This window comes from Formosa sp. F44 (assembly GCF_056238645.1).
Genome location: NZ_JBWDLJ010000002.1, coordinates 448,879 through 475,071 on the forward strand (window position 1 = coordinate 448,879; position 26,193 = coordinate 475,071).

Consider the following 26,193-nt stretch of genomic DNA (forward strand, 5'->3'; position numbering starts at 1 on the left):
TACAAATTGTAAAATTGTTATTCAACGGTTTTGGCTAGAGATAAAATGTAATCTACTAAAGGTTTAATTTTAGTATTCGGATTATTGTGGTCAAATTCTGAGGTGCTATATTTTAAATCGGCTTCAGTAATTTCTAATCTTGCAGCCGCGGCACCATCATAAGCGCGTTTCATTGAAGGGGCTTCTAAACTAGATAGTGTATTTAAGTTTACAGCTTCTAGTTTCTGCATGAGAATGTCCCATTCGGTATCTGAAATATCTCTAATCTTGTCAGGACCAAATTGTTCCTTTTTAACAAGTATCTCTTGATTTTCTATTCTAATTTTAAGAAATAATCCTCTAGTAATGGCTGTGTATTCCATTAGCACATCGTTTTGATCGGTATGCATTATAGATGAATTTACATTAGTTTGTACTGGTTCCGAATTGTTTTTAGTTAATCCGCATGCACTACATAATATAATACTTACTAAGAGCGTGATATATTTCATAACTAGAAATTTATACTAGAAAATTACAAAAAAGAATGCAATGTAAATTTAAGATAGCATCATTTTAGCTTTTTTAACACCAGTTACCAAAGCATCGACTTCTTCTTTAGTATTATAAAATGCGAATGAAGCTCTAACCGTTCCTGGTATTTTATAGAAATCCATGATAGGTTGTGCACAGTGATGCCCTGTTCTTACGGCTATTCCTAATTTATCTAAAATGGTACCCACATCGTAAGGATGAATACCTTCTAAATTAAATGAAACTACAGACGTTTTTTGTTTAGATGTCCCGTAAATTTTTAAGCCTTCAATTTCCGAAAGTTTAGCAGTGGCATACTCTAACAGTTCGTGTTCGTAGTCTGCAATGGCATCGAAACCAATACCATTCATATAATCTATAGCGGCACCAAAAGCGATTCCTCCACAGATATTAGGTGTTCCGGCTTCAAATTTATGAGGTAATCCAGCATAGGTTGTTTTTTCGAAAGTAACTTGGTCTATCATCTCGCCACCACCTTGATAAGGCGGAAGTTTGTTAAGCCAATCTTCTTTTCCGTAAAGCATACCTTCCCCAGTTGGGCCACACATTTTGTGGGCAGAGGTCACGTAAAAATCTACATCCAAAGCCTGAACATCAGGTTTAATATGAGGGCAAGATTGCGCGCCATCTATTAAAACGGCCGCACCAACTTTATGTGCTTCGTTAATTATATACTTAATAGGATTTATAGTTCCTAAAGCATTCGAAATATGATTTACAAATACCAACTTAGTATGAGCTGAAAGGAGTTTGTCGTATTCGGACATGATTAACTCGCCTTCTAAATTCATAGGAATTACTTTAAGCGTTGCTCCAGAACGTTCGCATAACATTTGCCAAGGCACAATATTACTGTGGTGTTCTAAAGCCGAAACAATAATCTCGTCTCCTTTTTTTAATAGTGACGAAAATCCGTTTGCCACTAAATTAATGCCATGTGTTGTTCCTGACGTAAATATAATTTCGTGAGAAAACTTGGCATTAAAATGGTGCTGAATTTTTATTCGTGCTTCCTCGTAAGCATCTGTTGCTTCTTGGCTTAACGAGTGTACCCCACGATGTATGTTTGCATTGTAGTTGCTATAGTAATCTACAATGGCATCGATAACAGCTTGTGGTGTTTGCGATGTTGCAGCATTATCTAAATACACTAAAGGTTTACCGTTTACTTGTCTGTGAAGTATCGGGAAGTCTTGTCTTATGTGTTCTACGTTAAACATAATCGATGGTTTAGCCCAGATAGAGGCAGTTGTTGGAGCTCTTTTTCGAGGCACGAGAAAAAAGCGACTGCCGAAAGCTGGAATTAGCTTCTAATTTTAAAGATCGAATCCTAGATTTACACCTAGTTTCTCTGCTATAATTTTATTAATACGAGATTTAACTTCAGGTATTTTTACAGAATCCAAGACGTTATTACTAAAGGCGTACATAAGTAATGCTTTAGCTTCTTTCTGAGGAATTCCACGAGAACGTAAGTAAAACATAGCACTTTCGTCTAGCTGACCGATAGTACAACCGTGAGAACATTTTACATCGTCTGCAAAAATCTCTAACTGAGGTTTACTGTTAATGGTCGCTTTGTCGCTTAGTAATATATTATTGTTAGATTGGAAGGCATTAGTTTTTTGCGCTTCTTTATCTACCACCACTTTTCCGTTAAAGACTCCGGTACTACTGTCGTTAAAAATACCTTTGTAATCTTGGTGACTTTCGCAATTTGGTTCTATATGGTGTACCAAAGTGTTGTGGTCTACGTGCTGTTTATTACCAATAATAGTAATCCCGTTAAGTGTAGAATCTATACGTTCTCCATTTTGATAGAAGTGCAAATTGTTTCGAGTTAATTTTCCTCCGAAAGAGAAGGTATGAACAGAAACATGACTTTCTTGCTTTTGGTTTACGTAAGTATTATCTATTAACGATGCATTTTCTTTGTCGTTTTGTAGTTTATAATAATCTACAATAGCGCGTTTGTTGGCGAAAATTTCGGTTACCGAATTTGTTAAAACAGGATTCTCATTCAAACTCTGGTGACGCTCGATTATTTGTACATGACTATTCTCATCTACAACAATTAAGTTTCTTGGTTGATGCATCACTGCTTCTTCCGAACCTGTTGAAAAGTGTATAATTTGAATTGGTTTATTTACCAATTTATTTTTAGGAATGTGTATGTAAGCACCTTCGTTAGAGAACGCCGTATTTAAAGAGGTTAATCCACCTTTTTCTGCGACTTTATTAAAGTAATTCTCTATAACTAAGCGGTATTTTGGTTTATTTAAAGCCGAAGACATTAAACAAACATCTATACCATCGTGCGTAGTTTGCGATAAATGTGACGAATATTTTCCGTCGATAAAGATGATTTTATACGTGTCGATTTCGTGTATTAAGTACGATTTAACATCGCGAAATTCTATTGCATTTTCATGCTTAGGGAATACGCTATAATCTTGTTTTAAAACACTGTTTAACGAGGTGTATTTCCAGTTTTCGTCCTTTTTTGAAGGAAATCCGGTAGTTTCAAATATTTTGAAGGCCTCGTTACGTATAGCATGTACAGGTGTATCGACATCGACTTTATTTTCGAATGCCATAAACGAAGACACTAATTTTTCTTTTAAATCCATTTTCTTAATAGTTTCAAGTTTAAGGTTTCAAGTGGTTCACTTTTGGCCTTATTTAAACTTGCTTCCTTTAAAATCTTTTTTGTTCAAATATGAAATCAAGTTACTAATTGCTTGCTTAAATTCATATTTTGAAACTAATGTTTCGAATTCCTCTTCTGAAAATACATTCTGAATCAAAACTCTATATAATTAAGACCTAGTTTCTTCTTTTTTGCCTTTTGATTAAAACGTAATATATTGGTTTCAAATCTTTGGGCTACGGTATTCGCAATGGAATCTGAAGATATTTTTACTTGGTCTTTAAACGGTAATTATAACTGCAATCCGTTAATTACCCTTTTACTTCTTCTTTAATCCAGTCGTAACCTTTTTCTTCTAATTCGTGTGCAAGTTCTTTACCACCAGATTTTACAATCTTTCCGTCTAGTAAAACGTGTACAAAATCAGGAACGATATAATCTAATAAACGTTGGTAATGCGTAATAACTACAACTGCATTATCCTTGCTTTTTAATTTATTAACACCATTAGAGACAATACGTAAGGCATCGATATCTAAACCAGAATCTGTTTCGTCAAGGATTGCTAATTTAGGCTCTAACATAGCCATTTGGAAAATTTCATTACGTTTCTTTTCTCCTCCAGAAAACCCTTGATTAAGAGAACGTGATAAAAATTTTCTATCGATTTCTAACAATTCAGATTTTTCACGAATTAACTTTAACATGTCTTTAGCAGGCATATCTTCTAATCCTTTTGCTTTACGCGTTTCGTTAATTGCAGTTTTTATGAAATTTGTAACCGAAACACCAGGAATTTCAACAGGATATTGGAACGATAAAAAGATGCCTTTGTGTGCGCGTTCTTCTGCCGATAATTCTTCAATATTTTCTTCGTCAAAATAAATCTCACCATCGGTTACTTCATACTCTTCTTTTCCTGCGATAACTGAAGATAATGTACTTTTACCAGAACCGTTTGGTCCCATAATAGCATGAACTTCTCCAGGTTTAACTTCTAAGTTAATTCCTTTTAAAATCGCTTTACCTTCTACGCTTGCGTGTAAATTATTAATCTTTAACATTACTCTGTATCTTAGTTATTCGTGTTCTTAATTTTTATTGTAGTCGCGTCTTGCGCTAGGGGAGGACTCACTTTAACAATTTCAGTGATTTCTATTTGAAATGGCCAGCCTTCTTCTCCTTCTGTTTTTGGTTTCACAATGCCTTTAATTTCTACGGGCACCATATCTGTACTTTCCTTTTTATACGCTTTAGCTTGATTGTCTAATTCGTGCATTTTATCGTTTATAATAATGCCGTAAACCTCTTCTTTGGTTTGTAAAATAGCGGCATCTGCGAAATACACAAATTCTCCTTTTAATACTTGAGCGTTCTTACTTTCTGATTGAGAAATGGTTTCTGTAGTTGTTTTAGATTCATTCTTACAACTAACAAAAAGCGAAAGGCAAAGTAATAATACGAGTGTTTTTTTCATTTTAAGGCGATTATAAAAGATTATCCTACAGATCCTTCTAAACTAATTTCCAATAATTTTTGAGCTTCAACAGCAAATTCCATTGGTAATTGTTTTAATACATCTTTACTAAATCCGTTTACAATTAAAGCAATTGCTTTTTCAGTATCGATACCACGTTGGTTACAATAGAAAATCTGGTCTTCACCAATTTTACTTGTAGTCGCTTCGTGTTCGATTTGTGCGGTTTTATTTTTAGCTTCAATGTATGGGAATGTATGTGCACCACACTCGTTACCCATTAACAAACTGTCGCATTGCGAGAAGTTACGGGCATTTTCTGCTCGTGGGCTAATTTGCACTAAACCTCTATAAGAGTTTTGAGATTTACCTGCAGAAATACCTTTACTAATAATGGTCGATTTAGTGTTTTTTCCTAAATGAATCATTTTTGTTCCGGTATCGGCTTGTTGGTAATTATTAGTAACTGCTATCGAGTAAAATTCTCCGACAGAATTATCACCTTTTAAAATACAACTTGGGTATTTCCATGTTACAGCAGATCCTGTTTCTACCTGTGTCCATGAGATTTTAGCATTTTTCTCACACAGTCCACGTTTAGTCACAAAATTGTAAACCCCTCCTTTTCCTTCAGCATTTCCTGGGAACCAGTTTTGTACTGTAGAATATTTTATTTCTGCGTTGTCCATAGCAATAAGCTCTACAACGGCAGCGTGTAATTGATTCTCATCACGACTTGGCGCAGTACAACCTTCTAGGTAACTAACATAACTTCCTTCGTCTGCAACTAAAAGTGTACGTTCGAATTGACCAGTTCCTCCTTGATTGATTCTGAAATATGTAGATAATTCCATCGGACAACGAACACCTTTAGGAATGTAGCAGAAAGACCCATCACTAAATACAGCAGAATTTAAGGCCGCATAATAGTTGTCTTTTTGAGGGACAATAGTTCCTAAATATTTTCTAACTAACTCTGGATGTTCCTTGATAGCTTCTGAAATGGACATAAAAATAATCCCCTTTTCAGAAAGTGTTTTTTTGAATGTAGTTGCTACCGAAACAGAATCTACAACAATATCCATAGCCACATTATTCATTTTTTTCTGCTCGTCTACAGAAATTCCTAGCTTCTTATACATGGCTAGTAAATCTGGATCTACATCGTCTAATGTTTTATTTGGGTCTACCGATTTTGGAGCAGAGTAATATGCAATAGATTGAAAATCTGGTTTTACATAATTTACGTTTGCCCAATTTGGTTCTTCCATATCTTGCCATACACGGAAAGCTTCCAATCTCCAATCTGTCATCCATTCTGGCTCCCCTTTTTTAAGGGAAATAGCTCTCACAATATCTTCATTTAGACCTATAGGGAAAGTGTCTGATTCCATATCAGTATAAAAACCATATTCGTATTCCTTGGTTTTTAATTCTTCCCTTAAGTCATCCTCTGTATACTTACTCATATTTAGTATAATGTTTTAAAGTGTAAAGTTATAAAGTTGAATTTGGGTTTTGTAAAAGCCGTGATTTAACTTTATAACTTCGATTACTTTCAACTTTAATTTTTAAAAAATTTTAAAGTGAAAAACTTTCCCCGCATCCGCAAGTTCTATTTGCGTTAGGGTTGTTAAACACGAAGCCTGCACCATTTAAACCTCCTGAATATTCCAGAGTGGTTCCAATTAAGTACAAAAAGCTTTTTTTATCAACAATAATTTTTACACCATTGTCTTCGAAGACCTTGTCGTCTTCTTGTTGTTCCTTGTCAAATTTTAAATCGTATGACAGACCAGAACAACCACCACTTTTTACACCCACACGCACGTAGTCGGTAGTGGCGTTATACCCATCGTCGGTCATAAGTTCAATGACTTTCTTTTTGGCTGTTTCAGATACTTTTATCATAAATTAAATTAGATTAATTCTAAAGAGATTGCGAATATACAATTTAAGTAGGTTATTTCCATGTAACCTTACATTATATTAACTAATAGTTAGATTGATTTTGACTATTGTTTTTGAAAACTTAAATTGTTTACGATATGTTTAATTTAGAACGTTAAAATGAGATTTTTTGAGACTATTTTATTGTTTTTAATACGATTTGTTTTTTTTACAAAAGGAAGTGCTTTAAATGGTTCATATTTAACGTTGTAGTATTGTTATTTTTTCGATTATTTTAAAATTGTGGCCGGTTTTTATGCGCTTTTTTACTGCGTTACGGTGTCTTGTGATGTTGTGAAATGAATCCGGTCTATTTTAAATTTAAAACCTATTTGTGTGCTTTTGATTCAATAATAAAAAGGGCTTTTTTGAAGCGCTGCGGGCCCAATGTTGATTACCTGTTTTAAAAATATGATTTTTGTCATAGTTTGTTTGCAGGAAGTTTTTAAGTATTCTTAATATTTTAACTTTTCAAGTTGTTTACTATTTCGGAATGCTAATTGCAAAATCAGTGCCTGCTTTAGTAATAATTAAAAATAAGCTTCTTATTTTTGCAGTATGATAGAAGATAAAAATCAACAACGTACAGAATTAAGTCAGTTAGGTGAATTCGGACTTATCGATCATCTGACTAAGCATTTCGAAATAAAACAAGAAACTACAATAAAGGGTATTGGAGACGATGCTGCTGTTTTAGATTTTAAAGATCAGCAAGTTGTAATTACAACAGATTTGTTAGTTGAAGGCGTGCATTTTGATTTGAGCTATATGCCTTTAAAACATTTGGGTTACAAGGCTGTAATTGTAAATTTATCTGATGTGTTTGCTATGAATGCAAATGCAACACAAATCACAGTGTCTATCGCGATGTCTAACCGTTTTCCTTTAGAAGCCATTGAAGAATTATATGCTGGAATTGAAACGGCGGCTAAAACATATGGCGTAGATGTTGTTGGGGGAGACACAACCTCATCTACTACAGGTTTGCTAATTTCGGTTACTGCTTTAGGGACAGTGTCTAAAGACGATGTGGTGTATAGAAATGGTGCAAAACCAAACGATTTATTAGTTGTTACAGGTGATATTGGGAGCGCGTATATGGGACTTCAGGTTTTAGAACGCGAAAAGGAAGTGTTTAAGGTCAATCCAAATAGCCAGCCAGATTTAGAACCGTATACGTATATCATCGAGCGTCAGTTAAAACCTGAAGCAAGACAGGATATTATAAAATTACTGAAAGATTTAGAGGTTAAGCCAACATCTATGATTGATATTAGCGACGGACTATCTTCAGAAATTATTCATTTGTGTAAACAAAGTAAAGTGGGATGCGATTTATATGAAAACAAAATTCCTTTAGATCCGCAATTTATTAGTACTTGTGAAGAGTTTGATATCGATGGAACTACAATAGCCTTAAGCGGTGGTGAAGATTACGAATTGTTATTTACTATATCTCAAGAAGATTTTCCTAAAATTAAAGCCAATCCAAATTTAACGGTAATTGGATTTATGACTGAAGAAAATGCAGGAATGCATTTGGTGACACGAGCAGAAACTAAAATTCCTTTAGTAGCACAAGGTTGGAATGCTTTAGACGGTAAATAATTATATTTAAAACCTAACAGCTCAGAAGATTTACACCGTATAAAGTGTTATTTTCTGAGCTTTTTTTTGCCTTGATTTGTGAGTGTTGGCTAGTCTTTTCGTTGTAAAAAATAGCTGATTATGACTAAAATAAACGGACTAAATGAGTTTTTACTTTACTCGATAAAATTTAGTAGTTCGTGTAGCATGTCGTCTTCGTTTTCAATATGACTCATATGTCCACCACTTAACTCTACTAATTTTACTTCTGTGTTTGCTGTTTGTTGTAAGATAATTTCGGGGTCCATTACCGGATCGTTCTTACCATAGATAATCATTTTTCTGTATGGTGAAAAGTGTAATAAAACCTCTAGATCATTTCTTATTTTCATCCCTTCTTGAGCTGCGATATAGCCTTGGATGGGAGTGTTTAAGGCTTCATCTTTAATCCACTGTATGTCCTTGGCAAATTTCTTAGTGTTTTCTGGTCTAAACAAATTGGATACAGACATACTAACCACAGTGCTATAATTTGTCTTTGCGGCCTGAATGGCTCGATTTCTTAATTTAACACGATCTTCTTGGTCGGGCTTAGCATGCGAATTTAGTAAAACCAAACCTTTTATATTGTCTGGTAAGCGTTCGGCTAACACTAAAGCGACATAGCCACCCATGGAGTGCCCTACAATATGGTATCGCCTAATTTTTAAATGATTTAAAACAGTCTGTACAGCATCGGCCATCATATCCATTGTGTGTATGTAGCCAATGCAGGCCGTTTCTCCATGGCCTAATAAATCAATACAAATAACTCTATTTTTCTTAGCTAAAACGGGAGCTATGCGTTTCCACATGCTACTGTTTTCTAAAAAACCATGAAGTAGAATAATTGCAGTACCCTTGCCTTCGTCGCTAAAATAAATAGGAGAACCTTTATGTTGTAAAATCATAATTAATAAATGTTAAAACAAAGATAATAATCATAGGTTAATTATCGTGTAATAATATAAAGGAGGTCGTCTTTTAAAGCGTATTTAGGTATTATTGGATTACGAAATCGCTTGTGTGACATACGTTACACTTTGTTAAAAAAGTTTGGTCCAAATTTGTATAGAAACTAAGAGGTACAATGAAAAGAATTATAGTAATTGGAGGGTTATCGGCAGGACCATCTGCAGCGGCCAAAGCGAGAAGAGAAAACGAACAAGCAGAAATTATTTTATTCGAGAAAGGCGCAAATATAAGTTATGCCACTTGTGGTATGCCGTATGCTTTTTCTGGAGTAATAGAAAGTAGAGAAAATTTACTTGTTGTAAAGCCAGCTTTGCTTAAAACGCGATTTAATATTGATGTCCGTTTAAATGAAGAAATTATAAGGATAAATACCAAAGAAAAAATTGTTTACTCTAAAATCGATGGCTATCGATACGATACTTTGGTGTTTGCGACGGGGGCGAGTTCTGTGGTGCCACCAATCGATAACATAAAATTAGCTCAGGGTTGGTCTACGTGTCGCTCTATGGTCGATTTCGATAAAATTACAAATGAAGGACTGACCAGTGTTTCTAAGCATATCACAGTAGTTGGAGGTGGATTAATTGGTGTTGAGGTTGCCGAAAATTTAAAAGAGGCAGGGAAAGATGTCACGCTTATTGAAGGATCTCCGTTTGTTTTAAATATGTGGGAAGAAAAATTCGCAAAGTTTGGAGAGGCGGTTCTAGTTTCAAAAGGGATAGAGGTGTTGTCAGAAAACTTTGTGTCTAAATTTGACATCGATAAAAACGGAAAAATTTTAGCGGTGATTACAAGTGATGGTAAGCGTATTTCAACAGATTTTGTAATCTTAAGTGCCGGAATTAAACCCAATACACAATTACTTTTAGATGAAGGTGCAGAGGCTATTGGAAATGGTGCTTTAAAAGTAAATGAGTTTATGGAAACGTCCATTAAAGATGTGTTTGCGGCAGGAGATAATATTTCAATTAGAAATTTACAAACCAACGAAGACGATTATTTTCCTCTAGGCACGCATTCTAATAAAGCAGGACGTGCGGCGGGTTCAAATGCCACAGCAGGAAATATAACTTTTAAGGGCGCTTATAAAACAGCTATTGTTAAGGTGTTTGATTATACTTTGGCAAGAACAGGGATGAATGCTACTGCTTTAAATAAAAAGGGAATCGATTTTAAATCTGTTTTAGTAGTTGCGGGTTCAACGCCTAGTTATTATCCAAATCCTAAAGATTTAATTATAGAATTGTATTACAGTCCGCAAACAGACGAGATTTTGGGAGCGGAGCTGTTTGGAGAATATGGCGTAGATAAACGGGTAGATGTTTTAAGCACGGCGATTTATGCTAAATTAAAAGTAACCGATTTACCGCGATTAGATTTGGCTTATGCACCACCTTTTTCACCTGCCAAAGATCCCGTTGTTGTAGCGGGTTTTGTGATTGAAAATATTTTAAATAATAAAAGTAATCAGATTTCGGTTGAAGCATTAGATCGCTTTATGGAAAGTTCAGCTAAAGAAGACTACCTGTTATTAGATGTTAGAAATGAGAACGAATATAAAAAAGGAACCATTCCTGGGGCTGTTAATTATCCGTTAGATACGTTAAGACAACATATTGATAGTGTTCTTGTTCAGGAGAAAAAAGTAATAGTGTTCTGTCAGAAAGGATTACGCGGATATTTGGCAGAGTCCATTCTTAGACATAACGGTGTTACCGATATTCTTAATATAGGAGGTGGTTATAAAATTTGGGAGATGTATAGCGATAAAATTGAATATCCAAACTTATAATACTTTGGTTATTGATTAGTCTAAATAAATACGTCATGCAGAATTTATTTTAGCATCATATAAAACATTGTAAAAGAGTGAATTGCGAGGCCTTTAAACAAGTTTAGGTTGACGTTTAGCAATGTATCGTATTTAAAAAAGTTATTGATAATCGTTAGCTAAATTCCTTTTTATAGAATAAAAAAACGTTGCTTTTAAATAGTTTAGAAGCAACGTTTTTTGTAAATAGTATTGGTTTGCCCACTAAAGTGTCTCAACTTAACTACTAACTACTAACTACTAACTGTGTAAGCGTTTAATGGCAGAGAACGCTTTGTTTACATAGCCTTCTTCCACTAAAACGGTAAACTCGTTTGTAGTTGAAACCACTTCGTAAAGGGTGATTCCTTCCCAAGCCAATCGTTTAAAAATCTGATAGTATAAACCAGCAATTTTAGTGTTGTCTGCAGGCAGATTTATGCTTATTGCTGAAAGGTGATTCTGAAGTCCTATTTGGTCCTCATTAGAAAACAAAGTGTCAATGTGGTGTTGTTCTGAGCTGGAAATAACAATATTGCTTTCGTGAATTCCACGGGTAAACGCGTAGAAAATATTCGATTTATCTCCGATTTTTTGGATGACTTTGGCGTGACTTTCAAATAACGTTTTGGAGTTTTTAAAGGTGTAGTTAGATAAATTAGAACGTACCGTAATATCTCCTAAGCTATTTAATACACGTTTTAAGCGTACCGAATTTCCTAAATCTTTGGGTGGCGAATAACGGCGTAAAGCCATCATAATTGCACCAGATTTTACCGGTTTTCTGAGCATTTCTGTAATAGGCTCTACCAACTCGTTGGCTAAAGCAGAGTAATTTACAATGTTTCTAGAAATGGCTTCCTCTAAAAAAGGTTGCGCTAATAAAATTTCTTCTACACAAGAGGCTATAGTTCTCATTTGTTAATTATTTAACAATTTGTACAAATTTAGAACAAATTTTTCATTTTTATTTTAATTCGTTTAACTCTAATTACATTTGAACCTTTAAAACTAAAAATTATGCTTGTATTAAAATTTGGAGGAACTTCTGTAGGGTCGGTAAAAAACATGACCAACGTAAAAAGTATCGTATCAGAAGGTGGTAGAAAAGTTGTCGTGTTGTCGGCGATGTCGGGAACTACAAATGCTTTAGTTGAAATATCGAAAACCATTACTGAAGGAAAATCTGAAGAGGCTTTATCGCTTGTTGAAACCTTATATCAGAATTATGTGGTGGTTGTGAACGATTTGTTTTCGAAACAAGAATTTATAGATGAATCTTTACAATATATAGATGGTGTTTTTAGTGAGTTAAGAGATTTAACCACGCAACCCACAAACAAGTTATTGTATAAAATAATTGTGTCTAAAGGTGAATTGTTATCTACGTTTATGTTTAGTCGTTTTTTACAGCAAGACGGTATAAAAGCAACTTTAATTTCGGCTTTCGACTTTATGCGAACAGATCGATTACAAGAACCAGATTCGTTTTACATAAAACAGAATTTAGAGCGTGTTTTAAACGATAATTTAGATACTGAAATTTTTATTACGCAAGGTTTTGTTTGTTTAGATGCCGATGGGCAGGTTTCTAATTTAGAACGTGGAGGTAGTGATTTTACTGCAAGTATTATTGGTGCTGCTGTTGGTGCTGAAGAAGTTCAGATTTGGACCGATATTGATGGATTCCATAATAACGATCCAAGATTTGTACACGACACCGATGCTATCTCGCATTTATCATTCGATGAGGCTGCTGAATTGGCGTATTTTGGAGCAAAAATTTTACATCCGCAAACAGTTATGCCGGTACGTGATTTAAAAATACCTGTGCGTATAAAAAATACCATGGAGCCTGCTGCGCATGGAACATTAATTGATGATTCTGCCGAAGGTGAAGGTATAAAAGCTATTGCTGCTATCGATGGTATTACAGCCATAAAAATCAAGTCGGCTAGAATGCTTCAAGCGTCTGGTTTCTTGAAAAAAGTATTCGAGATTTTTGAGAAATATCATACGTCAATCGATATGATTACGACTTCCGAAATAGCTGTGTCTTTAACCATAGACGATCCTACATATTTAAAAGATATTGTAGCAGAATTAGAAGAGTTTTCTAAAGTAGAGGTAGATACGCATAGAACGATTGTTTGTGTGGTAGGAAACAATATTGTGCATCACCCAGACACACATAAATTATTTCAAATTTTACAAGATATAAACATTAGAATGATCTCTTACGGCGGAAGTAATAATAACATTTCGCTCTTAATAAATACTAGCGATAAAACGGAAACACTTCAGAAATTACACCGTTACGTATTTGAAACGGCATTGGCTTAAATGTAAATTAACAATAAGAAAATGACGTATAGAAACGCTGTTGAAAATGATCTGAAGTCTGTTGCCGTATTATTTGATTCATATCGCGTTTTTTATAGCAAAGAAACCGATGTAAAAAGTGCTGTAACGTTTCTCTCTGAAAGACTAAAACATAGAGATTCTGAAATTTTTGTTGCAGAAAATGAAAAGGGTCAATTAGTAGGTTTCGTGCAGTTGTATCCATTGTTTTCTTCTACAAGAATGGAGAAGCTGTGGCTCTTAAACGATTTGTTTGTGACTCCCGATTTTAGAGGGAAAGGCGTGTCTGTAAAATTAATTGAAACTGCTAAAAATTTAGTTAGGGAAACTCATGCTTGTGGCATGTTTTTGGAGACGAGTAAATCGAATATAGTTGGAAATAAATTATATCCAAAAACGGGCTTTAAATTAAACGAAGATTCCAATTATTACGAGTGGAATAATTGCTAAAAACCTATTACGACAATTTATTAACTGTTCAGATTAATTATAATTAGGTAAAAACGGAACCTTTAGTGGGGTTCCGTTTTTTTTATGAATTTATATTATTTAAAAGGAGTAGCCAATACGTAAATGAAGGTTGGCGGCAACTACATTTTTATCGCCGTAATAATAGTCGTCTTTATTGACTAAGTAGCGACCGTAGCCTAGGCCAATACCTGCTTCGTAATTAAAATGATTCCCAATATGTCTGCGGATTCCCCAAGTCGGAATAATTAATATGTCTCCTATAAAATTTATATGGTCTGCGTCCGAAATCGTAAACCAATCCGGGTGATAACTTGTTTTAATGGATACAAAATTTCCTGTATTATTTGCAGTGTGTCTACCTTTTTTGGTGCGTTTCTTTAAATTGTAATACCAGCGTGGTTCTACGGTAATTCCAGGTGTAAGTAAAAAGCCGTCTATATCGTTAATGTCATTACCCCAAACTCCAGCGTCAAGACCAATTTCACTGCGTAAAGCAATGCTGTTTGTTAGTCGGGTTTCATTATAGCCATAAAGTCCCAGAAATCCTGTTTGTATGCCGTAAATAGATTTTTCGACACTTGTGGTCTGGGCGTTTGCAATTATTGAAATGATTAAAAAAGAGAACGTCAATAGATGGTTTTTCATAATAGTTGGCTGCGTATAAACGAATCAAATATCATAAAAAAAAGCAGAACTCCATGTAGAGTTCTGCTTTTTTAAAAATATATAAGGACAATTACATGTTACTTGTTCATCAAGTCTTCAATTTCGTCTGCTTCAATTGGAATGTTGTGCATTAAATTAAATGGTTCTCCGTTTTCTTGAATTACGACATCGTCTTCAATTCTAATTCCGAAACCTTCTTCAGGAATATAAAGTCCTGGCTCTACGGTAAACACCATGTTGGCTTGCATAGGCTCGGTTAAAATACCATAATCGTGCGTATCTAATCCCATATTATGAGACGTGCCGTGCATGAAGTATTTTTTGTATGCTGGCCAGTCCGGATTTTCGTTTTGTACATCGGCTTTGTCTAGTAAACCTAGTCCTAATAATTCCGAGGTCATAAGTTTTCCGACTTCAACATGGTAATCTGCCCAAATTGTTCCAGGGACTAGCATTTTTGTCGCTTCGTTTTTTACGCGATTAATAGCGTTGTATACTTGTTTTTGTCTGTCTGTAAATTTTCCTGATACCGGAATTGTTCTAGACATGTCCGACGAGTAATTTGCATACTCTGCGCCAACATCTAACAATATTAAATCGCCAGCTTTACATTCTTGATTGTTTTCAATATAGTGTAATACGTTGGCATTATTTCCAGAAGCTACTATTGGTGTATATGCAAACCCTTTAGAGCGATTATTTAAAAATTCGTGCATAAATTCAGCTTCAATATTGTATTCCATAACGCCTGGCTTTACGAACTCTAAAATACGACGGAAGCCTTTTTCGGTAATATCGCAAGCTTGCTGAATTAAATCAATTTCTATTTGATTTTTTACGGAGCGTAAACGTTGCAAAATCGGATTGCTTTTTGCAACACTGTGCGCTGGATATTGCTCTCGTAGCCACTTGTTAAAACGGTCTTCGCGAGTTTCTGTTTCTACATTGGCTCTATAATGTTCGTTGGTGTTCACGTAAACCGTTTCACACTGTGTCATGATTTCTTTAAAAACACGTTCGAAATCTTGTAACCAATACACCGTTTTAATTCCTGAAGTTTTAAATGCAGCATCTTTATCTAATTTGGCGCCTTCCCAAACAGCTATATGTTCGTTGGTTTCTGTTAAGAATAATATTTCTCGATGCTTTGGATTTGGGCAATCTGGAAATAAAACTAAAATACTGCTTTCTTGGTCTACACCGCTTAAGTAAAAAATATTGCGATCTTGTTGAAATGGTAACGCGCTATCTGCGCCAATAGGGTAAACGTCGTTGGAATTAAAAACAGCCAAGCTTTTCGGTTTCATTTGAGCTTTAAAATTTGCTCTATTCTGAATGAATAAGTCTGAATTTATGTGATGATATTTCATGTGAAATAAGTTTAAAATGATGATTTCTCAAAATTACATATATAATAGGTGTTGGTATAAATAGATTACTTAAAATGATGTTAAAGGTTTTAGTTTAAGACTACATTTAGTATTACTACGTAATTGTGTGTAGGTGTTGTCTACGTATTTACTAAAACTGCTGTTTTAAGTTAAAATTAGACGAACTTTAAAAGCAGAACCTTAAAAGTTTTTGCGTCAACGTTTGACTTCTTTTTTACGTCCTTGTAACTCGCTGTTTTGTAGTAAGTTATAGAGTTCTTTAAAATCGTTCTAAATATAAATTAAAAGGTCCGAGTTTTTGCCTATAAAACTATTCTAGTTTAAATTTGTTGGGAATAAAACTAATTATAAAAAAATGAGCGGATTTTTAAATTCATCAATAGGAAGAAAAGTTGCTATGGCGCTTTCAGCCTTCTTTCTTATGTTTTTCTTGCTTCAGCATTTTGCCATCAACATTTTATCGGTATTTAGTCCTGAGCTTTTTAACGAAGTATCCCATTTTATGGGAACAAATCCTTTAATTCAATTTGCGTTACAGCCGGTTTTAATATTTGGAGTTGTATTTCACTTTGTAATGGGGTTTGTATTAGAAATTAGAAACAGAAAAGCAAATGGTGTAAAGTATGCACAAAACAACGGTGCAGCAAATTCTACTTGGATGAGTAGAAATATGATTTGGAGTGGTGTTGCTATTTTAGCATTCATCATCTTACATTTTATCGATTTTTGGTTTCCAGAAATTAATACAAAGTTTATTAATGGCGATTGGTCTGGTACCATGGAAGGTGTAGAAGGTTTCCGTTATTACGAAGAATTAGTTCATAAATTTGCAAATCCTATTCGTGTAGGAGCTTATGTTATAGCCTTCGTGTTTTTAGCATTACACTTATTACACGGTTTCACATCTGCGTTCCAATCTATGGGAGGAACAGCCGGAAGAAAAAAGACATTGCAAACTATAGGTAAAGCATACTCAATAATAATCCCTTTAGGGTTTATCTTTATTGCACTTTATCATTTTTTTAACCATTAATCTTAAATACAAATGGCTTTAGATTCAAAAGTACCAGAAGGTCCAATTAAAGATAAATGGACAGATTACAAAAATCATATAGATCTTGTAAACCCTGCAAACAAACGTAATATAGATATTATTGTTGTTGGTACAGGTTTAGCAGGAGGTTCGGCAGCAGCAACATTAGCTGAATTAGGATATAACGTAAAAGCATTTGCTTATCAAGATTCTCCGAGACGTGCGCACTCAATTGCGGCTCAAGGAGGGATAAATGCAGCAAAGAACTATCAAGGTGATGGGGATTCAAATTATAGATTATTTTACGATACCGTAAAAGGTGGAGATTACCGTTCTCGTGAAGCAAACGTTCACCGTTTGGCTGAGGTGTCTGGTAATATTATCGACCAATGTGTGGCTCAAGGGGTTCCTTTTGCACGTGATTACGGTGGACTATTAGATAACCGTTCGTTTGGTGGTGTATTAGTGTCAAGAACATTTTATGCTAAAGGACAAACAGGACAACAATTATTATTAGGAGCATATTCAGCAATGAACCGTCAGATTGCTCGTGGAAAGATTGAAATGTTCAATCGTCACGAAATGTTAGACGTTGTTAAAATAGGTGGAAAAGCTAGAGGAATTATCGCACGTAATTTAATTACAGGTGAAATAGAACGTCATTCTGCACATGCTGTAGTTATTGCAACTGGAGGATACGGAAATGTGTATTTCTTATCGACTAACGCCATGGGTTCTAACGCTACGGCGGCTTGGAAAATTCATAAAAAAGGAGCGTATTTCGCAAACCCGTGTTATACACAAATTCACCCAACATGTATTCCACGTTCGGGAGATTATCAGTCAAAATTAACATTGATGTCTGAGTCTTTACGTAACGATGGTCGTATTTGGGTTCCTGCTAAATTAGAAGATGCTAAAGCGATTCAACAAGGGAAATTAAAACCTACGGATATTGCTGAAGCAGATAGAGATTATTACTTAGAAAGACGTTACCCTGCCTTTGGTAACTTAGTACCTCGTGATGTGGCTTCTAGAGCAGCTAAAGAACGTTGTGATGCTGGTTACGGTGTTAACGCAACTGGTGAAGCGGTATACTTAGATTTCGCATTTGCTATTGAACGTTACGGAAAAGAGCAAGCTAAAATTCACGGTATAAAAGATGCTACTCCAGCTAAAATATACGAATTAGGACAAGCGATTGTTGAGGCGAAATACGGAAACTTATTCCAAATGTATGAGAAAATCGTAGATGAGAATCCATACAAAACGCCAATGATGATTTACCCTGCAACGCACTATACAATGGGTGGTATTTGGGTAGACTATAACTTAATGACTACTGTAGAAGGTCTTTACTGTATTGGTGAAGCAAACTTCTCTGATCACGGTGCAAACAGACTTGGAGCTTCGGCCTTAATGCAAGGTTTAGCCGATGGTTATTTTGTATTACCTTATACTATTGGAGATTATTTATCTCACGATATTAGAACCGGAAAAATTCCAACAAACACACCAGAATTTGACGAAGTTGAAAAAGAAGTTAAAGATCGTATCGATTTCTTCATTAACAACAAGGGAACAAAATCTGTAGATTACTTCCACAAAAAACTTGGAAAAGTAATGTGGGATAAAGTAGGAATGTCTAGAAACGAAAAAGGTTTAACAGAAGCTATGGCCGAAATTAAAGCGATTCGTGAAGAATTCTGGAAAGAAGTTAAGGTTCCTGGTTCTGCAAACGAAATGAACGTAGAACTAGAAAAAGCTGGACGTGTAGCAGATTTCTTAGAATTAGGAGAATTGTTCGCTAAAGATGCTTTAGTAAGAAGAGAATCTTGTGGAGGTCACTTTAGAGAAGAGTCGGTAGAATTAGACGGTGAGCAAAAAGGTGAAGCAAAACGTGACGATGTTAACTTTGCGTTTGTATCGGCTTGGGAATACAAAGGAGAACCTGCAGATGCGGTTCTACATAAAGAAGAATTAGAATTTAAAGATATTGAACTGAAACAACGTTCATACAAATAAGATTGACATTATGGATAATATGAATCTAACGCTTAAGATTTGGAGACAAAAAGACTCAAGTACAAAGGGTCAAATGGTCGATTATAAAGTAACTGATATCTCAGAACATATGTCTTTTCTTGAAATGATGGATGTTCTTAACGAACAATTAGTAAACTCTGGCGAACAGCCAGTAGCTTTCGATCATGATTGTCGTGAAGGAATTTGTGGTATGTGTTCTTTATATATTAATGGTGAAGCTCACGGTCCAGACCGTGGAATCACAACCTGTCAATTACACATGAGAATGTTTAATGATGGCGATACCATTACTATCGAACCATGGAGAGCAGCAGCTTTCCCGGTAATAAAGGATTTAATTGTAGATAGAATGGCTTTCGAACGTATACAGCAAGCAGGAGGTTATATTTCTGTAAATACGTCTGGAAATACTCAAGATGCAAACTCCTTACCAATTTCTAAGATCGCTGCCGACGAAGCTATGGATGCTGCAGCATGTATTGGTTGTGGTGCTTGTGTTGCAAGTTGTAAAAACTCTTCTGCGATGTTATTCGTAGGAGCTAAAGTATCTCAATACGCATTATTACCACAAGGTCAAGTTGAAGCTGCCGAACGTGTTAAAAACATGGTTGCGCAAATGGATCTTGAAGGTTTTGGTAACTGTACCAACACTGGAGCATGCGAGGTAGAATGTCCTAAAGGCATTTCTTTAGACAACATTGCACGTATGAATAGAGAATTTATGAAAGCAAATGTAAAAGGATAATCTAAACCTTTTAATTGTTATAATATTAAGAATCCCAAGCACACAGCTTGGGATTTTTTGTTTAGTTTTATCCGTGTTATTTAATTACATATATTTCCCCGAATGAAATCTCCAATTACTTTTTATAAAGAACAAGCTCAAATTCATCAAGTAAAAGCTACTGCACTTAACAAACAAATGCGATTACTAAGTATTTTGCGATTAGTGGTGTTTTTAGTTGCTGCATATGCTGTGTATTTAACGTTTTCTAATTGGCAAGTTGCAGTAGCTATTGCTGTAGTTGGAATAAGCCTGTTTTTGTTTTTATTACTGAAGTATACCAATATTAAACAGAAGCGTAATTTAGAAAAAGCTATTGTCGCAGTAAATGAAGATGAAATAAAGATTAAAAATGAAGGGTTTTTCGATCGTTTAGACGGTTTAGAGTTTCAAGATCCTTTACACGAATATTGTTTAGATATCGATTTGTTTGGACGTGGATCTTTTTTTCAGAACATTAATAGAACGTATATAAAAGAGGGTACAGAGAAGCTTTCCGAAGCACTTAAAGCAAATGAAATTGATAATATAACAACACGTCAGGAAGCTATTAAAGAGCTTTCAGATAAAGCCATTTGGAGACAGAATTATAGTGCTATTGCTAGTTTGATACAGGTTGAAACACCTGCTAAAACTATTAATGAGTGGTTGTCTAATTACAAACCTAAATTCAAACCTTTTCTAAAAGTATTACCTTGGATATTCACACTTGTAACATTAGTAATTTTTGCTTTTGTGTATGTAAATATGGTGTCTGCAAATTTATTAGGAATTTGGTTGTTACTGGGATTAGTAACTACGGGAATCTATTTAAAATCTATAAATATTATTGCATCTAAAACAGATAAGTTAAAGGAGACTTTTAAGCAGTATGCCGGTTTACTAGATAAAATTGAACAAGAAACTTTTCAATCGGAATTACTGATTGAAAAACAAAAAATGATTACTCAAGACCGAGAGAAAGCTTCAGAAATATTTTCAGAATTATCTCGATTATTAGATCGTTTAGATAATCGGAACAATTTAATATCTGCTATTTTCGGAAATGGATTCTTTTTACTCGATATTAAAGACGCTTATGCCATCGAGCAATGGATAAAGAAATACGCCCATAAAACAACAGACTGGTTCGATGTGATTTCATTTTTTGATGCGTATAATTCTTTAGGAAATTATACCTTCAATAATCCTGAATTTATCTTCCCTGAAATCAATAAAAATCAAGATGTCATTTTAGCTAAAAACTTAGGACATCCGTTGTTAAAAGCAGAGAAGCGCGTAGATAACGATTTAAATATTAAAAACGAGGAGTTTTTTATTATCACAGGTGCAAACATGGCTGGGAAAAGTACGTTTCTTAGAACCGTTTCCTTGCATATTGTTATGGCGAATGTGGGGCTTCCTGTGTGTGCCGAAATAAGTACTTACAATCCGATAAAGTTAATTACAAGTATGCGTACAAGCGATTCGTTAACCGACGATAGTTCGTACTTTTTTTCGGAATTAACGCGTTTAAAATACATTGTAGATGCCATACAAACCGATCGTTATTTTATTGTTTTAGATGAAATTTTAAAAGGAACAAATAGTACCGATAAAGCAATTGGTTCGCGTAAATTTGTCGAGAAATTAGTAGCCTCGAATGCAACAGGAATTATTGCGACGCACGACTTGAGTTTATGTGAGATTTCGGAAGAATTATCTCAGGTTAAAAACCATTATTTCGATGCAGAAATTATTAACGACGAATTACACTTTGATTATACATTTAAAGATGGAATTTGCCAGAATATGAATGCTAGTTTTTTACTTAAAAAAATGGAAATTATATAACCCTTAAAATATATTAAAAAACAAAATATTCTATTGTTTTTAAGAAATGCTATTTTTTGAATTCCATGTTGATTTTACTACATTATTTTTATTCCTAAAAGCCGATTAATTTTTAATAAAGACTTAAGGGTTGTAAAGGTTTAAATAGTTGTAAGTTAGTTTGTTAAGTGTATTTTTTGTTTCTGTTTTAATCTTATTAATTGTCTTACTAATTCTTCGAATAATAAGCAGTTTTCGTTTTGAACTACTCACTGGTTTTTTGCGTGTATTATTTTTAGATAGAACCAAAAATAATAGAGCTATTTTATGGTGTATTATTAATTATATTTTTCTGCGAAATATGGGCTTAATGGAAGAAAAATGAAGTGTTCTTTTTTTTTAGTTCTTGACTCCGCTCGAACACCCTAAAAGGACATGGTTTTTACTTAATCGGCAGTGTAAAAAAAACGCCACTTTCATTTTTAAAAGTGGCGTTTGATGTTTTTTTATTTTGATTTTAAAATTATCTCAATTGTAAAGAATCTAAACTGTGGAAAAAGAAATCTTTTTCATCGTTCATAGATACAAATAATCCGTTTGGATATTTACTCCCTAAAGGCTGTGTGGTCACATCGCAACCATCGGTTTCAATAGTTCCTAAATTTAATGTTTTTACATAGCTATTATCGCCTCGTTTAAAAATATTAAAGCTGTGATCTTGTTGGTTAGAAACAATTAAAAAACCTTCATTATTAGTATAAGTTGCTAAGGCGATTCCTTCAATATCATCTGTAAAATATTCAGATCCAAACATTGAAATTTGAGCATCTCCTTTTGCTGGGTCTGCATAGAATTTACGTATACCAACACCTTCGTCAGAAAAATATACATGTCCTAAAGCATCATCTACAACAATAGCTTCAATTTCTTTTTGTCCGCTAAAGGTTCCGAATTTTCTAACCAATTTCGCAGTTACTTTACTGTTGTTTGTTATTAACTCGTATTGGTATAAATAGCCTTCTGTTGGTCCTTTTTTACGACTAACAATAGCGTAAGTCTTATTGGTAGCAGGATTTTTATAGATACTTATTCCCATAGGACGTCTTAACTCTAAATCGGTTTCATCTTCAAAAACAGGAAATCCGCCGTTGTCTATGGGTGTCATGTCTGGGACAGCATACAATCGCATTTGGTTTTTTTCTCGTTCGCTAAACATCATAATGTCGATTTTAGTCGAATCGTTTAAGGCGAAATCGTATTCTATATCTACATTGTTAGGATAACTTACACCGGTAAGACTTTTCTCTTTAATTATTTTCCCGTCTAAGTCGAAGGCATAAACACCACCATTAACTTCGTCTTTATCTGTCCCAAACACAATACTTTGCGCTGGATTGTTTTTGTTTACCCAAATGGCAGGATCGTCTGTGTCGTGAGGTGTTTTTTGAGAAACTAAAGTGGGCTTAATTTCAGGCAACGTAGTCGTATTTTTACAAGCTGTAAAACAAACTGAGGCTACAGCGATACTTAATAAATATTTTTTCATGTTAAGTGTCTTTTATATGAGTTTATAGGTGCTATTATGCCTTAGACATAATAGGAAGTTGATTTATTTTCTGAAAAGGTCGTATTTTAATCCGAATGTTACGCGTGCTTGGTAATATTCCATTTGCATCGTTCTCTCGCTAGAACCTTGATAATAACGTAATGGTTGGTTTGTAATGTTATTTACATCGACGTAAAAACTTAATTGTTTAGTGATGTTTGCACGTGCATTAAAATCTAAAAAGAATTGCTCGTCGTAATAACGGTCTTCAAAAGCACGTCCGCCAATTTCATCAATATACGCATCAGAATAGTTCCCAGATAGACGTAAACTAAAGTATTTACTTGTATAGCCTAAAGATGCATTAAACATATTTGGAGCGGTTTGAGGTAAATCTAAATCGTCGCGCTCTTCTCCATCTTCATTTCTAATTCCAGAAGCATCAGATTTAAGATACGTATAGTTTAAATAAATATTTAAATTCTGAAGAAAACCAGGTAAGAAATCTAACTGACGCTGGTAAGCGGCTTCAAAACCGAACAGGTTTGCCTTGTCTCCGTTAAATGGTTGGTAGACTTCAAAACCATTTTCATCTTCGTATTGGAACGTGTAGATAAAATCGTGTATGTTTTTGTAAAACAATCCTCCAGAAACCAAGCCGACGTTAGTAAAGTAATGCTCTGCCATAAGGTCGAAGTTCATAGATGTTGTAGGGTTTAAATCAGGGTTTCCTAAACTAATTTCGTCGTCTTCATTGTTAATTTCTCTAGAAGGTACAATATCTTCGTAGTTAGGTCTAGCAATGGTGTTGGTCCAAGCAAAACGCAATACCGTGTGGTCTGTTACATCGTATTTTAAATGTAAACTTGGTAAAATATTGGTGTAATCGTTTTTACTGGTCACTGGCGAAATGGCTAAAACATCTCCAATTTCATCAATATCTCCATCTTCATTAAAAATAATTTCATTCCCAACAGCATCTGCCATAGTGTGTTCTAAACGCACACCAAGTAAGAAACTAAAGTTATCTGTAATATTTTGATCGGTCATTACATATGCGGCGTACACATTTTCTTTGACCTTGAAATTTCCTGTAGCGTATTCTTCAGGTTTGTCTTCCGCTTCGAAAAGCGAGCTGTCGTAAAGATCTAAATTTCCTAAAAATTCTGGCGTTGCAAAATAACCGATTTGATATTGACTTCCAGGATTAAAGTCGCGTTCTGAATAATCTCTAGTTGGGATATCTCCTAAGAACTCCATACTGTCATTTTCTGGAGAATATTCCATATAATCGTTGTCTTGTTGCTTTTCTTTAATTCTTGTTTTAGCCCCAAATTTTAGTGTTCCATTTTCTTTATCGAAAAGATGAAGAGGAACTTCAAAATTCACTAAAACATTAAAATCTGTTTCGTCTGTATATTGATTTTCTTCGTATAATTCATCGAATTCGAAAAGTCTAAAATCGGCATCGGTAGCACTCTGTGGTGCATAATACGGACTGTTGGTATTGTTATTAAAATTAATACCATACTCGCTTTCGTGTACTAAATAACGCTCGTTTAAGCGCTCTTCAGAAGCTTTAGAGTAAGATGCCATCCAATCGACTTGTAAATTGTTTATTAAGTGATCTCCGCTTAAGCTATAATTTTGCATACGCTGGTCTTCTAAACGTGTGTTTTTAGAACGGTTATTATCAATTCCTCCTTTAACTTCTCGTTTAGCAGATACCGGAAATGCCGATAAATTGTTGTTAGAATCGATACTGAAATCACCAATTCCAATGTCTTCACCATCTAAAATTTCTTGTTCTAATACATATCTATTTTCACGATCATCTCTCCAGTTGTAAATAGATTTAAAGTAAAGTGTATTGTAGTCGTTTAATTTATAATCGAAGTTGGCTGAAAAACTACGACGAATACGCTGAATTTGATACTCTCTAATTTCGGAAACATTGGCGTATGGATTTACGTCTACTTCCTGCATAATCGGTTCACCTTCGTCATCCTCTTCTCCAGTGTTGTATTCAAATTCGTCATCCCATTCGGCTTCAACATTATCAGAACCAAATTCCGAATCGTTATAAGAGGCGGCAACAACCCATCCAAATTTATTGTTTTTACTACGGTCTCCTACTAAAAACGATCCGTTTAAAATACGTTTATCATTTATTAAGTTAATACCAGAACCACCTGTCGCCGATAAGCGAAATCCTTGAGGCGATGTTCTTGTAATTAAGTTTACAGAACCACCAATAGCGTCTGCATCCATATCTGGAGTAACTGCCTTGTTAACCTCGACTGTTTGAATCATATCTGAAGGAATAAGGTCCATTTGTACATTTCTGTTATCGGCTTCGGCAGAAGGAATACGGCTACCGTTTAAGGTTACAGAGTTTAATTGAGGCGATAAACCACGAACAATTATATCTCTCGCTTCACCTTGATCCATTTGCATGGTTATACCTGGAATACGCTTTATCGCATCACCAATATTAGCATCCGGAAATTTACCGATTTGGTCTGTAGATACAATGTTGGTAATGTTTTTCTTGTTTTTCTGAGTGTTAAGTGCTCTCGCCTGAGATCCAAATCCGAAAGAAACCACTTTTACCTCGTCTAACTCTGTTGCTTGCTCTTCTAGAGTTATATCCAAATTTGTTGTTTGTGTAGGGTTAACAGTGATTTGTTGTTGGTACTCAGAATACCCTAAATATTTAATAATTAAGGTGTACGTTCCAGCTTCAACATTTACCAGTGTAAATTTTCCGTTAAAGTCGGATATAGCTCCTTTATTAAGCTCTTCAAGTAATACGGAAGCACCAGGAATGGTAATATTATTCTCATCTATAATGAGTCCTTGTACTTGTCCGGTTTGTGCTAATGTGCTAAAAGTTGTTACCACAAGCATCATTAAAGTAATCCAGTTTTTCATAATTATTTGTTAAGTTAATTTTTGAGCAAAGTTAGATTGAGAGCTTGATTTTGATCTAAAGTAACCGTTAACAAAACGTGATAAACAGCGCATATCGGCCTATATTCTAAGGCAACATTAACATTGT

Annotated in this window: 21 protein-coding genes; 8 read left to right on the forward strand and 13 right to left on the reverse strand. The window is 34.6% G+C overall.

Annotation, left to right across the window (positions count from 1 at the left end; all coding sequences use genetic code 11):
• Positions 1-17 precede the first annotated feature (17 nt).
• From AC0UBM_RS06900 to AC0UBM_RS06930, 7 genes are all read right to left on the reverse strand, one after another.
• Positions 18-491, reverse strand: coding sequence for a hypothetical protein (locus AC0UBM_RS06900; protein WP_414035650.1), 474 nt, complete (start codon positions 489-491; stop codon positions 18-20).
• A gap of 48 nt (positions 492-539) precedes the next feature.
• On the reverse strand, positions 540-1,754 hold the full coding sequence (locus AC0UBM_RS06905) for an aminotransferase class V-fold PLP-dependent enzyme (protein ID WP_475688143.1): 1,215 nt from the start codon (positions 1,752-1,754) through the stop codon (positions 540-542).
• Between the two features lie 96 nt (positions 1,755-1,850).
• Complete coding sequence (sufD, locus tag AC0UBM_RS06910; RefSeq protein WP_434037401.1) at positions 1,851-3,164, reverse strand: Fe-S cluster assembly protein SufD; 1,314 nt, start codon at positions 3,162-3,164, stop codon at positions 1,851-1,853.
• 331 nt (positions 3,165-3,495) lie between these two features.
• Complete coding sequence (gene sufC, locus AC0UBM_RS06915) at positions 3,496-4,248, reverse strand: Fe-S cluster assembly ATPase SufC (RefSeq protein WP_414035647.1); 753 nt, start codon at positions 4,246-4,248, stop codon at positions 3,496-3,498.
• An 11-nt stretch (positions 4,249-4,259) separates the two neighbouring features.
• On the reverse strand, positions 4,260-4,661 hold the full coding sequence (locus AC0UBM_RS06920; RefSeq protein ID WP_434037403.1) for a hypothetical protein: 402 nt from the start codon (positions 4,659-4,661) through the stop codon (positions 4,260-4,262).
• 20 nt (positions 4,662-4,681) lie between these two features.
• Entirely contained in the window at positions 4,682-6,130 is a 1,449-nt protein-coding gene (gene sufB, locus AC0UBM_RS06925) for a Fe-S cluster assembly protein SufB (protein ID WP_475688144.1), read from the reverse strand.
• Between the two features lie 112 nt (positions 6,131-6,242).
• Positions 6,243-6,572: a HesB/IscA family protein gene (locus AC0UBM_RS06930; RefSeq protein ID WP_414035644.1), complete on the reverse strand. Its 330-nt coding sequence runs from the start codon at positions 6,570-6,572 to the stop codon at positions 6,243-6,245.
• Positions 6,573-7,169: 597 nt separating this feature from the next.
• Between AC0UBM_RS06930 and thiL the strand changes: the two genes are divergently transcribed.
• Positions 7,170-8,219: a thiamine-phosphate kinase gene (gene thiL, locus AC0UBM_RS06935; protein ID WP_475688145.1), complete on the forward strand. Its 1,050-nt coding sequence runs from the start codon at positions 7,170-7,172 to the stop codon at positions 8,217-8,219.
• A gap of 155 nt (positions 8,220-8,374) precedes the next feature.
• On the opposite strand, the gene AC0UBM_RS06940 is transcribed toward thiL, so the two are convergent.
• Positions 8,375-9,148, reverse strand: a complete 774-nt coding sequence (locus AC0UBM_RS06940; protein ID WP_414035642.1) for an alpha/beta fold hydrolase — start codon at positions 9,146-9,148, stop codon at positions 8,375-8,377.
• A 179-nt stretch (positions 9,149-9,327) separates the two neighbouring features.
• Here AC0UBM_RS06940 and AC0UBM_RS06945 point away from each other — a divergent pair, with 179 nt between their 5' ends.
• The gene (locus tag AC0UBM_RS06945) at positions 9,328-11,004 is read left to right on the forward strand and encodes an FAD-dependent oxidoreductase (RefSeq protein ID WP_475688146.1); all 1,677 of its coding nucleotides are present in this window, start codon (positions 9,328-9,330) and stop codon (positions 11,002-11,004) included.
• A 279-nt stretch (positions 11,005-11,283) separates the two neighbouring features.
• On the opposite strand, the gene AC0UBM_RS06950 is transcribed toward AC0UBM_RS06945, so the two are convergent.
• Positions 11,284-11,940, reverse strand: a complete 657-nt coding sequence (locus tag AC0UBM_RS06950; RefSeq protein ID WP_414035640.1) for a hypothetical protein — start codon at positions 11,938-11,940, stop codon at positions 11,284-11,286.
• Between the two features lie 102 nt (positions 11,941-12,042).
• Between AC0UBM_RS06950 and AC0UBM_RS06955 the strand changes: the two genes are divergently transcribed.
• Positions 12,043-13,365: an aspartate kinase gene (locus tag AC0UBM_RS06955; protein ID WP_475688147.1), complete on the forward strand. Its 1,323-nt coding sequence runs from the start codon at positions 12,043-12,045 to the stop codon at positions 13,363-13,365.
• Between the two features lie 21 nt (positions 13,366-13,386).
• A complete protein-coding gene (locus tag AC0UBM_RS06960; protein WP_475688148.1) occupies positions 13,387-13,833 on the forward strand; it encodes a GNAT family N-acetyltransferase in 447 nt (148 codons plus the stop codon).
• 99 nt (positions 13,834-13,932) lie between these two features.
• On the opposite strand, the gene AC0UBM_RS06965 is transcribed toward AC0UBM_RS06960, so the two are convergent.
• Positions 13,933-14,499 carry a hypothetical protein gene (locus AC0UBM_RS06965; protein ID WP_475688149.1) on the reverse strand — a complete coding sequence of 189 codons (567 nt, stop codon included), beginning with the start codon at positions 14,497-14,499 and terminating at the stop codon, positions 13,933-13,935.
• Between the two features lie 98 nt (positions 14,500-14,597).
• On the reverse strand, positions 14,598-15,890 hold the full coding sequence (locus AC0UBM_RS06970) for an aminopeptidase P family protein (RefSeq protein ID WP_475688150.1): 1,293 nt from the start codon (positions 15,888-15,890) through the stop codon (positions 14,598-14,600).
• A 376-nt stretch (positions 15,891-16,266) separates the two neighbouring features.
• On the opposite strand from AC0UBM_RS06970, the gene AC0UBM_RS06975 reads away from it, so the two are divergent.
• From AC0UBM_RS06975 to AC0UBM_RS06990, 4 genes are all read left to right on the forward strand, one after another.
• Positions 16,267-16,944 carry a succinate dehydrogenase cytochrome b subunit gene (locus tag AC0UBM_RS06975; protein WP_414035635.1) on the forward strand — a complete coding sequence of 226 codons (678 nt, stop codon included), beginning with the start codon at positions 16,267-16,269 and terminating at the stop codon, positions 16,942-16,944.
• A 12-nt stretch (positions 16,945-16,956) separates the two neighbouring features.
• A complete protein-coding gene (locus AC0UBM_RS06980) occupies positions 16,957-18,969 on the forward strand; it encodes a fumarate reductase/succinate dehydrogenase flavoprotein subunit (RefSeq protein WP_475688151.1) in 2,013 nt (670 codons plus the stop codon).
• Between the two features lie 10 nt (positions 18,970-18,979).
• Complete coding sequence (locus AC0UBM_RS06985; protein ID WP_038532388.1) at positions 18,980-19,735, forward strand: succinate dehydrogenase/fumarate reductase iron-sulfur subunit; 756 nt, start codon at positions 18,980-18,982, stop codon at positions 19,733-19,735.
• Between the two features lie 102 nt (positions 19,736-19,837).
• Complete coding sequence (locus tag AC0UBM_RS06990) at positions 19,838-21,607, forward strand: MutS-related protein (RefSeq protein ID WP_475688152.1); 1,770 nt, start codon at positions 19,838-19,840, stop codon at positions 21,605-21,607.
• A 502-nt stretch (positions 21,608-22,109) separates the two neighbouring features.
• On the opposite strand, the gene AC0UBM_RS06995 is transcribed toward AC0UBM_RS06990, so the two are convergent.
• Entirely contained in the window at positions 22,110-23,132 is a 1,023-nt protein-coding gene (locus tag AC0UBM_RS06995) for a phytase (protein WP_475688153.1), read from the reverse strand.
• 63 nt (positions 23,133-23,195) lie between these two features.
• Entirely contained in the window at positions 23,196-26,066 is a 2,871-nt protein-coding gene (locus tag AC0UBM_RS07000; protein WP_475688154.1) for a TonB-dependent receptor, read from the reverse strand.
• Positions 26,067-26,193 lie beyond the last annotated feature (127 nt).

What these genes read in the sequence shown, in the direction of transcription:
- AC0UBM_RS06945 (WP_475688146.1), top strand. Translation starts at nt 9,328, where the DNA reads ATGAAAAGAATTATAGTAATTGGAGGGTTATCGGCAGGACCATCTGCA.
- AC0UBM_RS06980 (WP_475688151.1), top strand. Translation starts at nt 16,957, where the DNA reads ATGGCTTTAGATTCAAAAGTACCAGAAGGTCCAATTAAAGATAAATGG.
- AC0UBM_RS06950 (WP_414035640.1), bottom strand. Translation starts at nt 11,940, where the DNA reads ATGAGAACTATAGCCTCTTGTGTAGAAGAAATTTTATTAGCGCAACCT.
- AC0UBM_RS06985 (WP_038532388.1), top strand. Translation starts at nt 18,980, where the DNA reads ATGGATAATATGAATCTAACGCTTAAGATTTGGAGACAAAAAGACTCA.
- AC0UBM_RS06965 (WP_475688149.1), bottom strand. Translation starts at nt 14,499, where the DNA reads ATGAAAAACCATCTATTGACGTTCTCTTTTTTAATCATTTCAATAATT.
- sufB (WP_475688144.1), bottom strand. Translation starts at nt 6,130, where the DNA reads ATGAGTAAGTATACAGAGGATGACTTAAGGGAAGAATTAAAAACCAAG.
- AC0UBM_RS06920 (WP_434037403.1), bottom strand. Translation starts at nt 4,661, where the DNA reads ATGAAAAAAACACTCGTATTATTACTTTGCCTTTCGCTTTTTGTTAGT.
- AC0UBM_RS06975 (WP_414035635.1), top strand. Translation starts at nt 16,267, where the DNA reads ATGAGCGGATTTTTAAATTCATCAATAGGAAGAAAAGTTGCTATGGCG.
- AC0UBM_RS06970 (WP_475688150.1), bottom strand. Translation starts at nt 15,890, where the DNA reads ATGAAATATCATCACATAAATTCAGACTTATTCATTCAGAATAGAGCA.
- AC0UBM_RS06995 (WP_475688153.1), bottom strand. Translation starts at nt 23,132, where the DNA reads ATGAAAAAATATTTATTAAGTATCGCTGTAGCCTCAGTTTGTTTTACA.
- AC0UBM_RS06955 (WP_475688147.1), top strand. Translation starts at nt 12,043, where the DNA reads ATGCTTGTATTAAAATTTGGAGGAACTTCTGTAGGGTCGGTAAAAAAC.
- AC0UBM_RS06990 (WP_475688152.1), top strand. Translation starts at nt 19,838, where the DNA reads ATGAAATCTCCAATTACTTTTTATAAAGAACAAGCTCAAATTCATCAA.
- AC0UBM_RS06900 (WP_414035650.1), bottom strand. Translation starts at nt 491, where the DNA reads ATGAAATATATCACGCTCTTAGTAAGTATTATATTATGTAGTGCATGC.
- AC0UBM_RS06905 (WP_475688143.1), bottom strand. Translation starts at nt 1,754, where the DNA reads ATGTTTAACGTAGAACACATAAGACAAGACTTCCCGATACTTCACAGA.
- AC0UBM_RS07000 (WP_475688154.1), bottom strand. Translation starts at nt 26,066, where the DNA reads ATGAAAAACTGGATTACTTTAATGATGCTTGTGGTAACAACTTTTAGC.
- sufD (WP_434037401.1), bottom strand. Translation starts at nt 3,164, where the DNA reads ATGGATTTAAAAGAAAAATTAGTGTCTTCGTTTATGGCATTCGAAAAT.
- AC0UBM_RS06960 (WP_475688148.1), top strand. Translation starts at nt 13,387, where the DNA reads ATGACGTATAGAAACGCTGTTGAAAATGATCTGAAGTCTGTTGCCGTA.
- AC0UBM_RS06940 (WP_414035642.1), bottom strand. Translation starts at nt 9,148, where the DNA reads ATGATTTTACAACATAAAGGTTCTCCTATTTATTTTAGCGACGAAGGC.
- sufC (WP_414035647.1), bottom strand. Translation starts at nt 4,248, where the DNA reads ATGTTAAAGATTAATAATTTACACGCAAGCGTAGAAGGTAAAGCGATT.
- AC0UBM_RS06930 (WP_414035644.1), bottom strand. Translation starts at nt 6,572, where the DNA reads ATGATAAAAGTATCTGAAACAGCCAAAAAGAAAGTCATTGAACTTATG.
- thiL (WP_475688145.1), top strand. Translation starts at nt 7,170, where the DNA reads ATGATAGAAGATAAAAATCAACAACGTACAGAATTAAGTCAGTTAGGT.